We start from the raw sequence: 13277 nt of genomic DNA, 5'->3' as shown, positions 1-13277 counted from the left end.
CCTCCAATGTAGCCGGGGATTTTCCGGTTCCCCTCGGGTCTGTCCCTTAGGTGGTTTCCCCGATGGTGGGCTTCACGATCTTTTCGCCGTCGGGCCCGCGTTCCGGCTTGAGATCGAAGACATCCTCCTCGACGGCGTACTTGTTCTTGTGTTCCTTGTCCTCTTCTTTCTTTTTGCCCGCCCCGGCGCCGGCCGCCCCGGCTTCGCCGGCCTTGCCCTTGGCCGCGGCGGCCGCGGTCGCCCCGCGTTCGAGCCGTTCACCGGGTTTGCTGCCGGTCTTGCCGCCTTCGGTCTCCTTGGGCGTGACACCGGCACTGCCGGACACGCGCGAGCCGGCGAACCCGGTGCCGGGCCGCCCTTTGCTGCGGGTGCTGTCGCTGCCGGCGCCGGTGCCGCCTCCGGCGGCGGTGGTCCCGGGCACGGCGAGCCCATCGGGAGTGAACCGCCCGAAGGTGCCGGCGGCGGGAGCGGTGCGGAAGTTGGAGGTGCCGCTGTTGGTGCCGCCGCCGGTGCCGCTGCTTGTGCCGCTGCTCGTGCCGGGCGGGATGTAGGCGGGCGGGGTGGTGCCGGGCGGAGTGGGGCCGGGAAGCTGGCCCGGGCCTGTTCCGGGGCTTTGGCCGGGAACTTGGCCAGGGACGAAGCTGCCGCTGGTGCCCCCGGGTCCGGTTCCGCCGATGGTGGGGGCGCCGGTGAAGCCGCTGCCACCGGTGCCGTGGAAGCCGCTGGCCGAGGTGGAGTCACCCTGCCCGAGCTGAGGAGGCGGCGTGTAGGTGGGCTGGGTGCTGGCGGTCTCGTGGTAGGTGGAGTCGAGGTTCTGCAGAACCTGAACGGCCTGCTGATGAGCGGCATCGGCCTGCTGCTGCTTGGCGGCGACGTTGTTCATGGTCTGCGTCGCCCCGACGACGTCACCCGCCTGGTACTGCTTGGTGGCCTTGGTGATCTCGGCTTCCTGGTTGAACCCGGTGGGTTCGGGCATGTTCTTCTGCGCATAGTCAGCGGCGGCCGCCTGCTGCGAGTACCGGTTGGAGCTGAGCTGGGCGGCGTTGGCCGTCTCGGCGGTGTAGGTGGCGGTGTTCTGGAAGAAGCCGTGTGCCTTCGCGGCGCCATCGCCCTGCCACTGGATTTCGCTCGAGTTGACAGCGTCGTTCGCCGCGTTGGAGACGTCGGCCAGCCAGTTGCCGAGCTTGTTGGCAACCCGGCCCCGATCATCGAGCTCGCCGGGATTCATGTTCTCGTGGACCATGCCGTAGAGCTCTTCGTGCGAGCTGGCGGCATAGTTCTGCCCCGGCGCGGGCGCGTCACCGCGGGTGGCTTGGTTGTTCAGCAGGATCTTGCCCTGCTCGACGGAGTACTGTGCCGCCTGGTTCTGCGTTTGCGGCGTGACCCCTTCGCGAGCTTCCCCCTGGTCCTCGACGCCGAAACGGTGCACGTTCTGCTGCAGCTTCTGCTGCGTCTCGGCGTAGAAGTCGCCCTCGTACTGGCGATGTCCGGCGTGCTCGTGTGCCATGGTCACCCCTCTCGGCACCGTGCGTACCCGAGCCAACTGTAGTAGTGACGATCCGCTATGTCAGTAGATGCGTGACGCCGGCAACCTGTCGTGTGGCGGTCTCAGCCGTTGGCGGGAAGAAGGGGCTCGACCTTGGTCGAAACATCGTTGGCTGTCTGGCATGCCTCTTCGGTGCTCGCTGTCTGGAGGGTGACCAGTACCGTGGCCCGCGACTTCGGCTTCACCTCCATGGAAACGTCACAGGAACCAGTACCGCCGAGAGCGTCGCGTTCCTGCACCGCTGGTCGCCCGTTGACGTCCCCGGTGAGGGCCTTGCCCGGGGCGGTGACGATGTCGTTGATCGACTGTCCGGGCTGGAGCGCGAGACCGACCACGCCGTAGCCGGCTTTCTTCGGATCCACCCCGGAGAGCGGGTTGTCACCACCACTGCCACCGCTCGGCTTGGTGATGGACGTGCTGCTGGGTGGTGCGACGGCGGCTCGCGGCGTCCCTTCCACTGTGCTGTCGCAGGCGCTCAGCGCGAGTAGCAAGGTGGCCGAGGTCAGGGCGGTGGCGCGAAGGCGAACTGCTCGGGCCACTGCCTGAACACTACGGGCAGGCGGCCGCGTGCTGCGAGTCGGCCTCGTACTGGCGATGTCCGCGTGCTCGCTTTGGTCACTCGCTCCCGTGAAGCTTGGCGAAGGTCTGGCTGTGCGCGTCTTCGGTCTCGCGGTAGTTCTTGCGGGCGATCTCGAGCGCCTCGCGCACCTTCTTGAAGCCGTCAGAGAGCAGTTCGAGGTTCGGCACGAGCGACTCGGGATCGCCCGCTGCGACCTTCACGTTGAAGTTGGCGACCTGATTGGCGTAGTCGCTGCCACCCATCCGCGCTGCGAGGCTGAGTACCTGCAGCTCACGGCGGATGCTGTTGTACCCGTCGATAAAGGTGTCACACACCTTCCGGTAATGCTCGAAACCCGCTTCGTTGATGGTGAATCCGCCGCCCTCGGCTAGTGCCTTGAACTGCTGGGCGCCTTCGTTCACCCGCTTCGCGCCCTCCGCGTCCAGTGGGACGTCGAGGAGGTTCGACAGGAAGTTGTTCCCGGCGTCGCCGGCAGGGGGCGTGGGAGGTGGCCCTCCGAACTGCGCTCCTGATGCCATCAAGCCCTCCCGCGGCGGATCGACCGGTAATCACTCTCTGTGTCGACCAAGTACTGTAGTAGTGACTTCGTCTCGTGTCACTGTTCGCCGTGTCGCTATTTCGGCAGGAGTGGCTCGACCTTGGTCGCGACGTCGTTGACGTCCGTGCACGCCTGGTCCGTGGAGCCGAAACTCAGTGTCACGGATACGGCGGCCCGCGACTTCGGCTTGACCTCCATCGCGATGGCACACTGCCCCTTCGCGCCGATCGGTTCCCGCTCCTGGACGGCGGGCCGGTCGTTGACCGTGCCGGTCGAAGCCTTGCTGGGGTCCGCGATGTTCTCGTTGATCGTCTGGCCGGCGTGCAAGGAGAGGGTCACGCCGATCGTCTCGTCGCCGGTCTTCTTCTCGGTCGTGCAGCTGCGCGCCGCATCCGCGGTGGTGGGTGCGGCGGCGGGGTAGCCCTGACCGCTGAGCGCCTTGTCGAGGGTGGGGCAGGCTTTCATGTCCCCGAAGGGGTTGTCGCTCGTGGCGCCGCTCGGCTTGGTCGTCGAGGCACTGCTCGACGGCGTGTCCGCAGCCTGCGGCGTGCCTCCCACCTTGCTGTCGCAGGCGCTCACCACGAGCGCCGTGGTGGCCAAGGCGAGGACTGCGGTGCGAAGGCGAACTGCTCGGGTCACGACCTGAACACTACGGGTAGATCACGCGCCCGGGCGAGGACGCAGGTCACCGGTGGGTCGTCTCCGCGATGCGCTCGTGCAACCACCCTCTGAGGTGTCCCCCGTCCGAGGGGACGAACCTGAGTCGGGACTCGCCGCCCGGTAGCGGGTCGGTGAATGTCAGGTAGCGGCCGCCGTCCGTGTCGACGAAGGTCACCGTGCCCGCCGGGCGGAGGTTGCCCTGGCCGATGCGGGTCGACAGCTCGAACGTGCCGTGGCGGTGCGGGGCCCACTGGGCGTAGTCCCGCAACGGTTCGGTGTCCGGCGGCCGGTTCGGGCCGAGGGTCGAAGTCAGCGGGGCCACCGGCAGCGGTCCGTAGCGGGGGAGGATGCCGACCAGGGCGTCGACCAGGTGGTCGGGGCGGATCTGGACGAAATGGATCCCGTCCGGCACCAGCTCGGAGTACACACCCAGGCCGTGGCCGATGGTGGCTCGGTAGAAGACCTGGCGGCCGTCCGTCACCTCGGCTGCGCGGACGATGATCAGCACCTCCGGCTGCGTCCACGCCCGCAGCGTCTGCTCCACCTCGATGTCCAGCTTGTCCGGGCCCGCCAGCCCGCGTGCCCGCATCGAGTCCCATGCCGCCGACAGGATGTGTTCGTGCTCCTCGAGCGTCCGGCCCGGGCTGCGGATCTCGAACGGGTGCCAGTGCGCCGGGAGAGCCGTGCGCCGGACCGCGGCGGTGACCTCCGTCAACCCCAGCGAGAATTCCTCCGGCACGTTCCCACCGTAGCGGAACCCGTCAGATGTCCAACTGACGAACGCCCGTCTCGGGCAACGTCACCCGGCCGGCCGTCGCCCGTCCGCGCAAACGGACTATTTCGTGTGGCTGCAAGCCGATTGCCACTCCGAACGCCTCCACGTCGGGGAAGCCGCCCTGCCGCTGACGCAGTTCCAGCGCCGTCGCCACTCGGGCCGGGGAAAGGCCCGGCAGGCGGCCCAGCTCGTCGCCCGAAGCGGCGTTGACATCCACCAGCGGCACCGGAGGCGCCAACGGCGCGGCATAAGCCTCGAGAACGTCGTTCTGCCGCAAATCCGCCGTCCCCAGGCCGACGGTGAACACCCGCGCTCCGGCCGACGACGGAACCGCGACCCCGTCCCGCGCCAGCGAAAGCACCGGGAGCCCCGAAGCGACCACTGTGCTCCGCTCGTTGAACGTCGTCCCGATCGGCCGCAGCACCCGGACGCTCACCCCCACCGTGAACGCCGCGCTGCGCCCGTCCGGCACCTCGACCGCCGCCACCAGCGAGCCGTTGCCGAGCGCGGACACGCCGTGCACCACCGCCGTTCCGTGGCGCTCCTCCACGAAGTCCGGCGAGGGGAACGCCCGCAACGCGGCCCCGGCCGCCGGCGGCGCGTCGCACTGGAAGCCGAGCAACACCGTCCCTCGCTGACCCGTCGGCAGCTCCGCCACCGGACCGGCCGGCCCGAACAGCCCGAGCACCCGCATGGGCCCGCCGCCGTGCGACAGAGAACACAACGCACCGAACCGCAGGACGCCGTCGCGGACGAGCACCTGCACGTGGAACCCCGTCAGCTGGTCGAAGCCCGGCGCCTCCACCGACGCGACCGCGTCCGGCCGGCTCAGGTCCGGGCCGACGGCCTCGTCGGCGTACAGCTCCAGCGCGTCACCCTTGCCGAGGTCTCGCCGCCCGACGACGACGTACACGTCCTTCAGGAACCCGGCTTCCGTCGCCGGCTCGACGCTGCTGGAGAAGTACTTCTTGCGCACCATGATCCCGATGCGCAGGTTGTCCTCGACGATCCGGTCGCCCCGCAGCAGCCGCGCGCGGGCGCCGCGGACCGCGCGCCCCGCGCTCACCTGGCCGCCGGGCAGCTCCCCGAGACCGGGGACCGTGACGGAGTCGTGGATCGCCTTGCCGAACTCGATCAGCCCGACCCTGGTCTCGGTCACGACGTGGCGGCCAGCGTGACGCTGATCGACTGGTCGGCGTTGACCCGCTCCGACTCGACGCGCATGCCGGCCTGCGCCGCCCGGTCCTTCAGCCGGGCCAGCACCGCCCGCTGCACCTCGGCCGCGTACGCCTCGTCGACCGACAGCACCAGCCGCGAAGCTTCCGCAGGCACCAGACCCGGCCCGTCGACGTGCGCCACCTGGACGCCCTCGGGGCCGTAGCCGAACGTGATCCGCCGGCCCTCCCACGCGGCGACGACCGACGTCCCGTCGTCGGTGACCTGGGCCCGCAGCCCGGTCAGCGCGCGGGCGAGCAGATCCCGGTGACGCATCCGGGTCCGCACCGTGACGACGCCCGGCTGCGCCTGCGCGTGCGCGGCGATCGTGGCGGCGTCGAGCTGGGCCAGTGCCTCACTGCGCAGCTTGAGCGTGACACTCATCGGCGTTCCCCTTCGAGCAGCGCTTCGAGTACTTCGGTGGTGGCGAACCCGTTCAGCTCGATCGCGCCGTCCGGGGCGACCGTCAGTTCCAGGCGGTTCGGGGTGGTGAAGATCGATGCGTCGTAGCGGTCGGTGAGGAAGTGGAACCGCTGGTTCGCCGAGCCCACCCACGGCCGGGACGGCTCCGGCCTGTCCACCAGGAACGGCCCGTCCACCAGCAGATCCGTCGAATCCAGCAGGAGCGACGGCGGCAAGTCCTCCCGGACGTGCCCGGTGAACGTCATCACCGACAGCCCCGCCGAGCGCACCGCCGCGGCGAAGCGCCCCAGCGGCTCCGCCTGGTCGAACGGCTCACCGCCGAGCAGCGTGACGCCTTCGATGCCCTCGATCCCCGACACCCGTGACACCAGGTCCGGCCACGACAGGGAGAACCCGCCGCGGGTCGTCCACGTCTGCGGGTTGAAACAGCCGGGGCAGCGCACCGAACACCCCTGCGTCCACACGGCACACCGCGCACCCGGGCCCTCGGCGAGGGTGACGTCGACGATCCGGTGCAGGTTCAGGAGTTCCATTGCGTCTGCTGCTGCGAAGCGGTGTCTTCCACGGACGTCGACGTGCGCCGGTAGTCCTCGGTGAACTCCGACGTCACGGTCTCCGCGCCGAGCAGGTCCTCCAGCAGCGGGATGTAGTCGAGGCACTTCGAGCCGGTCACGCCGTGGGTCTCGGCGCTGATCGAGCCGTCCTTGCCGATGGTCACGGTCACGCGGTGCGTCATACGTCGATCGTCCTCCCACTCGGTGACGCCGGGGGCGGCGGCGCGGCCGGCTCCGAGGCGGGAACCGAAGAGTCCGTGGCGGCGACCGCGCGGGTCTCCGCCCAGTTCCGGATGGCCAGGATCTCGTCGGCCTGGGTGACCGACAGCGGCACGGTCGACTTCACCGCGCGCACGAGGTCGTCCCGGCGCAGCGGCCGCTTCTCGGCGAACGCGTCGACCAGGCCCGACAGCACGGCCTGCTCGATCTCGGCGCCGCTGTAGCCCGCGCTGACGTCGGCGAGCTCGGCGAACAGGGCGTCGTCCAGCCGCAGTTCGCTGCCCACGAACGGATCGGTGACGCGCCGGCGCAGGTGGATCCGCCAGATCGCGGTGCGCTCGGCAGCCGAGGGGAGGTCGACGAAGAAGATCTCGTCGAACCGGCCCTTGCGCAGGAACTCCGGCGGCAGCGAGCCGACCTGGTTCGCCGTCGCCATCACGAACACCGGCGCCGACTTCTCCTGCATCCAGGACAGGAACGTGCCGAACACCCGCCGCGCGGTGCCGCCGTCGCCCCCGCCGCCACCCGCGCCGGCGAGGCCCTTCTCGATCTCGTCGACCCACAGCACGCACGGCGCGATGCCCTCCGCCGTGCGGATCACCGTGCGGATGTTCTTCTCGCTCGACCCCACCAGCCCGCCGAAGACGCGCCCGAGGTCGAGCCGCAGCAGCGGCAGCCGCCACATGTTCGCGACGCAGACCGCGGACAGGCTCTTGCCGCAGCCGGGGACGCCGGTGAGCAGGAGGCCCTTCGGCGCCGCGAGGTTGTACGCCGACGCCGCCGGTGTCCAGGTGCCGGTGCGCTTGGTCAGCCACCGCTTGAGCCGGTCGAGGCCGCCGACGGCGTCGAAGCCCGTCTCCGCGGGCACGATGTCGAGCATCCCGGACCGGCGGACGGCCTGGCGCTTCTCGGCGAGGATCAGCTCGAGGTCGCTCGGGTCGAGCCCGCCGCCCTCGACCAGTGCCCTGGCGAACGCGTTTTCGGCCTCCGGCAACGTCAGCCCGCGCGCGGCGGCGACGATCGTGTCCCGGTCGTCGCGGTCGATGCTGACCCGGACGTTCTGCCGGTGCGCGGCGACCATGCTGTCCAGCAGCTCGCCGATCTGGCGCTGGTCGGGCAGCGGGAAGTCGACGACGGTGGCGTCGTGCTCCAGCTCCGGCGGCACGGGCAGCGACGGCGACACGAGGATGATGCTGAGCGGCACCGGCCGGGTCTTGAACGCCGCGGCGAGCTCCCGCAGCCGCCGCACGACGTCGGGATCGGGCCGGTGGCCGCCCTCCGACACCAGCGACGGGTGCAGGTCGGCGAACACGAACACGGCGGGCTCGCCCCAGGCGTGGATCCGTTCGAGCGCGGCGGCCGCGGCGCGGGTCTCGCTGATCGGCGGCCCGCCCGCGGGGGCCAGGCCGGTGGTGGACGACCAGACGTACACGCGCCGCGGGGTCCGGAGCCGGTGGGCGTCCTCGGCGACCGCGCGGATCTCCCGCAGCACCCGCTGCTCTTCGTGCGTCTCGACGACGAGCAGCGGGTACCGCGCCTGCAGCAGCTGGGTCAGCTCGTCGCGAAACCCCTGGCCCGCCATCGATCGCCCCCTCGAAGTCCGTCCGGACCCTACCAACTCACGCGTCGACGACGAGGATTTCGTACGTCGGGCTGGTGGGCGGGGTGCCGCTGTAGATGTGCGAGTTGACCACGGCGAGCTGGTGCCCGATCTTGACCGCGGAGACCGGCTGGTCGAACAGCGGGTCGGTGATCGTCCCCGCGGACCGGCCGTGGCTCAGGTCGCCGTCGAGACACCACCGGGTGATCTTGTCGTCGAGCTGCACCGCCCAGAGCCGGTTCCCTTCGAGCACGAGGCTGACGACATTGGGCGCGGCCACGCCCGCGATCTCCTCGCTGGCCCCGGTGCGCGGGTCGATCGTGTACACCTTGCCGGGGATCGTCGCGGCCACCAGCAGGGTGTTGCCGGACGGCGTGGCGATGATGTCGTTCATGAAGAAGTTCCCCGGCGAGCCGCCCGCGCCCGGGCCGGTCAGCGGCAGGGTGCGCGGCGACCCGAGCCCGCCGTCGACGAACGGCACGAAGAACAGCTGCGGGTGGAAGGAGTCGGTGAACCACGCGCCCTGCGGGGTCACCACCACGTCGTTGACGTAGGACGTCGCCGGGTCGCCGAAGGTGAAGTCGGCGACCTTCGCCTTGGTGCGGACGTCGTAGACGTAGGCCTTGCCGCCGCCCGCGCCGGCGACGAACAGCAGGTCGCGGCGCCGGTCGAAGTCCACTCCGGCCGCCATGGTCCCGGGTGCCTCGATGAAGCGCTCAGCCGTGCCGCGCCGGACGTCTTCGCGGAAGATCGTGCCGGCGAAGAGGTCGCCGGTGTAGTAGGTGCCGCCGCCGGCGGCGGTGATCCCTTCGGCGGACGTGGCGCCGGGCAGCACGATCACCTTCGTCGCCGCCGACGCGGGTGCGGCCACCGCGAGCAGCAGGACAGCGGACGCCAGAGCCAGGATTCTTCGCATGGTTCCCTCCCTCTTCCCAGGGGGATCCTGCCACCGAGCTGGCTCACCCGGCACCTGATTCCTAGACTCGGCGCCAGTCACCGCCGACTTCAGGAGGCACCATGCCTGACGCGCCCGCCCTGCCGAGCTACGCCTCGGGGACCTCGGAGGTCCCGCTGCTCGGGGACACCATCGGCGACAACTTCGACCGGACGGTGGCCGCGTTCGGCGACCGGGACGCCCTCGTCGACCGGGCCGCGGGCAAGCGCTGGACCTACCGCGAGCTGGCCGCCGAGGTGACCGCGCTGGCGCTGGGGCTGGTCGCGCAGGGCATCGGCAAGGGCGACCGGGTCGGGATCTGGTCGCCGAACCGGGCGGAGTGGACGTTCCTGCAGTACGCGACGGCCAAGATCGGCGCTATCCTGGTCAACATCAACCCGGCCTACCGCGCGCACGAGCTGGCGTACGTCCTCAACCAGGCCGGCATCCGGCTGCTGGTGGCGTCGGACAAGTTCAAGACGTCGGACTACCCGGCGATGGCCGAGGAGGTGCGCGAGAAGTGCGCGGCGCTCGAACAGGTCGTCATCCTGGGCGGCGAAGGGTGGCAGGCGCTGGTCGACGCGGGCCGCGGCGGTGATCCGGCGCGGCTGGCGCACCTGCAGGCCGGGCTGTCGGCCGACGACCCGATCAACATCCAGTACACGTCCGGGACCACCGGCTTCCCCAAGGGCGCCACGCTGTCCCACCACAACATCCTCAACAACGGCTACTTCGTCGGCGAGCTGTGCGGCTACACCGAGCAGGACAAGGTCTGCATCCCGGTGCCCTTCTACCACTGCTTCGGCATGGTGATGGGCAACCTGGCCTGCACCAGCCACGGCGCCTGCATGGTGATCCCGGCGCCGGCGTTCGACCCGCGGGCGACGCTCGAAGCGGTCGCGGCCGAGCGGTGCACGTCGCTCTACGGCGTGCCGACGATGTTCATCGCCGAGCTCAACCACCCGGACTTCGGCGAGTTCGACCTGACGTCGCTGCGCACCGGGATCATGGCCGGGTCGCCGTGCCCGGTCGAGGTGATGAAGCAGGTCATCGACCGGATGGGCATGCGCGAGGTGTCCATCTGCTACGGCATGACCGAGACGTCGCCGGTGTCGACGCAGACCCGCTCGGACGACTCGATCGAGCGCCGCGTGTCGACGGTCGGGCGGGTCGGGCCGCACCTGGAGGTCAAGGTCGTCGACCCCGAAACCGGCCTCACTGTCCCGCGCGGCGAGCCCGGCGAGTTCTGCACGCGCGGGTACTCGGTGATGCTGGGCTACTGGGAGCAGCCCGACAAGACGGCGGAGGCGATCGACGCGGCCCGCTGGATGCACACCGGCGACCTCGCGGTGATGGACGACGACGGCTACGTCAACATCACCGGCCGCATCAAGGACATGGTCATCCGCGGCGGCGAAAACCTGTACCCGCGCGAGATCGAGGAGTTCCTGTACACGCACCCGGACATCCTCGACGCGCAGGTGATCGGCGTCCCGGACGAGAAGTACGGCGAAGAGCTGATGGCCTGGGTCCGGATGCGTGAAGGCGCTTCGCCCTTGACGGCGGAGAAGGTGCGCGAGTTCTGCAGCGGCAAGCTGGCGCACTACAAGATCCCGCGGTACGTCCACGTCGTCGACGAGTTCCCGATGACGGTGACCGGCAAGGTCCGCAAGGTCGAGATGCGCGAGAAGTCGATCAGCCTGCTGGGCCTGGAACAAGCGGCGGCGGCGAAGCACGCCTAAACCGGCCGGGGTGGCCAGGCGTTGTCCCTTCGCGATTCCGCGAAGGGAGGCGATTGATGATCATCTTGACCTGGGAGTGGTGAAAGTCCGTGCGGGGCACCTTCGTGGAGGTGCCCCGCACGCGACCAAGACCTGGTCTCAAAACTTGACGAGCACTCTCGTCGGGAAGTGATCAGCCATCGGTGGGGCCGCCTCTTCAGAGGCGTTCGACGCGGTCGGCCTGCGGGCCCCGGTCGCTCTGACGCACCGTGTACCGGACCCGGTCACCCTTCTGCAGCGGCTCCGACCCCATGATCACCGACACGTGGGCGAAGAGATCGTCGCCGCCTGCGTCCGGGGTGATGAAGCCGAAGCCGCGGTCGGCGTCGTAGCGCGCGACGACGCCCTCGCCGCCTCGTACGGGCACGGCCCGCGCCGCCGGCCCTGCGGCCGCGGCAGGTGCCGACCGCTGCGGCGCCGTCTGGGGCTCGGCGCCCCGGACCAGGTGCACGTCGCGGGCCTGCGGGCCCTTGTCTCCACTGGCCACCTCGTAGGCGACGCGGTCGCCCTCCGCGAGCCACGTCAGCCCCTCGGCCAGGGCCCGGGCGTGCACGAAGACGTCCCCGGCGCCGGAGTCGGGGTTGATGAAGCCGAAGCCCTTGTCCTCGTCGTACCAGGCCACCGTGCCGTCGGCACCGTCCGCGATACCAGCCGCAGCGGGTGAGCCGGCCCCTGCTCCCAGCGGGATCACGTGCCCGGCCTGCGGGCCGCGCTCGCCTTCGACGATCAGGAAGGCCACCCGCTGCCCCTCGGTGACCACGCCGCCGGTCACGATGGCGGAGCTGTGCACGAAGATGTCGGCGCCGCCGCCGTCCGGCGACGCGAAGCCGTACCCCTTGCCCGGCTCGTACCAGTTGATGGTGCCGAGCAGGCCCACGGCGCTGCCGGTGGCCGCCTCGGCGGTGACGCGAACGCGCAGCGCCTGGGGCCCGCGGTCGTTCTCACCGACCTCGAACACGACGGCCTGACCCTCGCGGAGCACTTTCCCGCCGCCGTCCCCGACGATCTCGGAGGCGTGCACGAACACGTCCGGCGAGCCGTCCTCGGGCGCGAGGAAGCCGAAACCCCGTTCGGCGTCGAACCAACGGACGGTCCCTTGCGGCATCAAAAGCTCCAGGTCGAGAGGGCGGGTAGTGGCCCCCAGTCTCTCTGACAGACCTCCGGCCCGTCGGGCCGGGCCCCACAGGCGGGCGGTGCGGAGCCACGGGCGGGCTAAACCGGCAGGGATGGCCGGGCGTTGTCCCGTCGCGGCGGAGGGGGCGCTTCCGGACGGGAGCGACGGGAACCGCCGCGGGAGGGGGAGTCGTGCTGTCCAGCCTGAAGAAACCGCTCATCGTGGGAACGCTGCTCGCGGCGGCCGCGCTGGGCCTGCCGGGTGTCGCCACCGCGGCCACTGCCGGGCCCGTGGACCTGGGCACCTTGCCCGGTGACACGTTCAGCAGGGTCACCGCGATCAACGCCGCCGGCACGATGGTCGGCGAGTCGTACCCGCGGGACGTGCGCATGCGGTTCCACCCCGTGAAGTGGGACAAGCACGGCCGCATCAGCGCCCTGCCGACGCTCGGCGGCGAACAGGGTTCGGCCATCGCCGTCAACGACATCGGCGTCGCCGTGGGCTGGGCCTTCGACGTGCACGAAGAGGTGCACGCGGTCCGCTGGGCGCCGGACGGCACGGTCACCGCGCTGCCGGGGGCCGGGTCCTCCAGCGCGAACGTCATCAGCAGAACCGGCGTGATCGCCGGCAGCAGCGTCACCGCGCAGGGCACGCCGGTCTCGGTGCGCTGGGCCGCGGACGGCTCGGTCACCGAACTGGCGGCCCTGCCCGGCGGCGGGCAGACCCACGTCACCGGGATCACCGGGGACGGTGCGCTGATCAGCGGCCAAGCCTGGGACTCCGCCGGCAACGACCACGCGGTCCGCTGGAACGCCACCGGCGCGATCACCGATCTCTCGCCGGGCAACCAGGGCAACCCGGGCGCCACGGCGGCCGCGATCAACGACTTCGGCGTGATCGCCGGGACCGTCACGGAGGCCGGCCGGCAGGTCCCGGTGGCCTGGAAGCGGGACGGCCGGCAGGTGCGGCTCGACTGGCCCGCGTCACCGGCCTCCGCGACGCCGCGCGCGATCAACAACGCCGGGGTGGTCGTCGGCAGCGGGGACGTCGACTTCGCCGAGAACCGGGCCGTGCGCTGGTCCGCGGGCGGGGTCACCGTGCTGGAGCCCGCGCGGCGGTCCGAGGCGGTGGCGCTCAACGCGTCGGGCACGGTCGTCGGCAACGTCGAATCGGTGGCGGCCCGCTGGGCCGCGGACGGCACGGAAACGATCCTCGGCGCCTTGCCCGGCGGCCAGTACAGCTGGGCGACCGGGATCAACCCGGAGGGGACGATCATCGGCATGTCCGACCTGTCCTACGGCTGGCACGCGGTCTACTGGCCGGCGAGCTGACGGGGCC

14 protein-coding genes are annotated in these 13277 nt (G+C 70.8%); 2 read left to right on the top strand and 12 right to left on the bottom strand.

Features of this window, described 5'->3' with window-relative positions:
- Positions 1-46: 46 nt before the first annotated feature.
- From BLW76_RS44795 to BLW76_RS44745, 11 genes are all read right to left on the bottom strand, one after another.
- Positions 47-1507, bottom strand: coding sequence for a hypothetical protein (locus BLW76_RS44795; RefSeq protein ID WP_091320660.1), 1461 nt, complete (start codon positions 1505-1507; stop codon positions 47-49).
- A 101-nt stretch (positions 1508-1608) separates the two neighbouring features.
- Positions 1609-2085, bottom strand: coding sequence for a hypothetical protein (locus BLW76_RS48235; protein ID WP_143060803.1), 477 nt, complete (start codon positions 2083-2085; stop codon positions 1609-1611).
- 76 nt (positions 2086-2161) lie between these two features.
- Entirely contained in the window at positions 2162-2644 is a 483-nt protein-coding gene (locus tag BLW76_RS44785; protein ID WP_091318487.1) for a hypothetical protein, read from the bottom strand.
- A gap of 95 nt (positions 2645-2739) precedes the next feature.
- Complete coding sequence (locus BLW76_RS44780) at positions 2740-3264, bottom strand: DUF3558 domain-containing protein (RefSeq protein WP_167384936.1); 525 nt, start codon at positions 3262-3264, stop codon at positions 2740-2742.
- 85 nt (positions 3265-3349) lie between these two features.
- Complete coding sequence (locus BLW76_RS44775) at positions 3350-4063, bottom strand: ESX secretion-associated protein EspG (RefSeq protein ID WP_091318483.1); 714 nt, start codon at positions 4061-4063, stop codon at positions 3350-3352.
- Between the two features lie 22 nt (positions 4064-4085).
- On the bottom strand, positions 4086-5258 hold the full coding sequence (locus BLW76_RS50625; protein WP_091318482.1) for a ComEA family DNA-binding protein: 1173 nt from the start codon (positions 5256-5258) through the stop codon (positions 4086-4088).
- Positions 5255-5698 carry a hypothetical protein gene (locus tag BLW76_RS44765; protein ID WP_091318480.1) on the bottom strand — a complete coding sequence of 148 codons (444 nt, stop codon included), beginning with the start codon at positions 5696-5698 and terminating at the stop codon, positions 5255-5257. Before BLW76_RS44765 ends, BLW76_RS50625 begins: the two co-directional genes overlap by 4 nt.
- On the bottom strand, positions 5695-6270 hold the full coding sequence (locus BLW76_RS44760) for a 4Fe-4S single cluster domain-containing protein (RefSeq protein WP_091318478.1): 576 nt from the start codon (positions 6268-6270) through the stop codon (positions 5695-5697). Before BLW76_RS44760 ends, BLW76_RS44765 begins: the two co-directional genes overlap by 4 nt.
- Positions 6258-6473 (bottom strand): DUF2997 domain-containing protein, encoded by a 216-nt coding sequence (locus BLW76_RS44755; RefSeq protein WP_091318477.1) that lies wholly within the window; start codon positions 6471-6473, stop codon positions 6258-6260. The genes BLW76_RS44760 and BLW76_RS44755 overlap by 13 nt, the downstream gene beginning before the upstream one ends.
- A complete protein-coding gene (locus tag BLW76_RS44750) occupies positions 6470-8092 on the bottom strand; it encodes an AAA family ATPase (RefSeq protein ID WP_091318475.1) in 1623 nt (540 codons plus the stop codon). The genes BLW76_RS44755 and BLW76_RS44750 overlap by 4 nt, the downstream gene beginning before the upstream one ends.
- A gap of 37 nt (positions 8093-8129) precedes the next feature.
- Positions 8130-9026, bottom strand: a complete 897-nt coding sequence (locus BLW76_RS44745; RefSeq protein WP_091318473.1) for an SMP-30/gluconolactonase/LRE family protein — start codon at positions 9024-9026, stop codon at positions 8130-8132.
- Between the two features lie 101 nt (positions 9027-9127).
- On the opposite strand from BLW76_RS44745, the gene BLW76_RS44740 reads away from it, so the two are divergent.
- Complete coding sequence (locus BLW76_RS44740; RefSeq protein WP_091318472.1) at positions 9128-10786, top strand: AMP-binding protein; 1659 nt, start codon at positions 9128-9130, stop codon at positions 10784-10786.
- A gap of 196 nt (positions 10787-10982) precedes the next feature.
- On the opposite strand, the gene BLW76_RS50620 is transcribed toward BLW76_RS44740, so the two are convergent.
- The gene (locus BLW76_RS50620; protein ID WP_091318470.1) at positions 10983-11930 is read right to left on the bottom strand and encodes a cold-shock protein; all 948 of its coding nucleotides are present in this window, start codon (positions 11928-11930) and stop codon (positions 10983-10985) included.
- Between the two features lie 200 nt (positions 11931-12130).
- Here BLW76_RS50620 and BLW76_RS44730 point away from each other — a divergent pair, with 200 nt between their 5' ends.
- The gene (locus BLW76_RS44730; protein ID WP_091318469.1) at positions 12131-13270 is read left to right on the top strand and encodes a hypothetical protein; all 1140 of its coding nucleotides are present in this window, start codon (positions 12131-12133) and stop codon (positions 13268-13270) included.
- The last annotated feature ends 7 nt before the right edge of the window (positions 13271-13277 follow it).

It is taken from the genome of Amycolatopsis tolypomycina, from assembly GCF_900105945.1.
Taxonomy (GTDB): Bacteria; Actinomycetota; Actinomycetes; order Mycobacteriales; family Pseudonocardiaceae; genus Amycolatopsis; species Amycolatopsis tolypomycina.
This window is presented reverse-complemented; position numbering and strand designations above follow the sequence as displayed.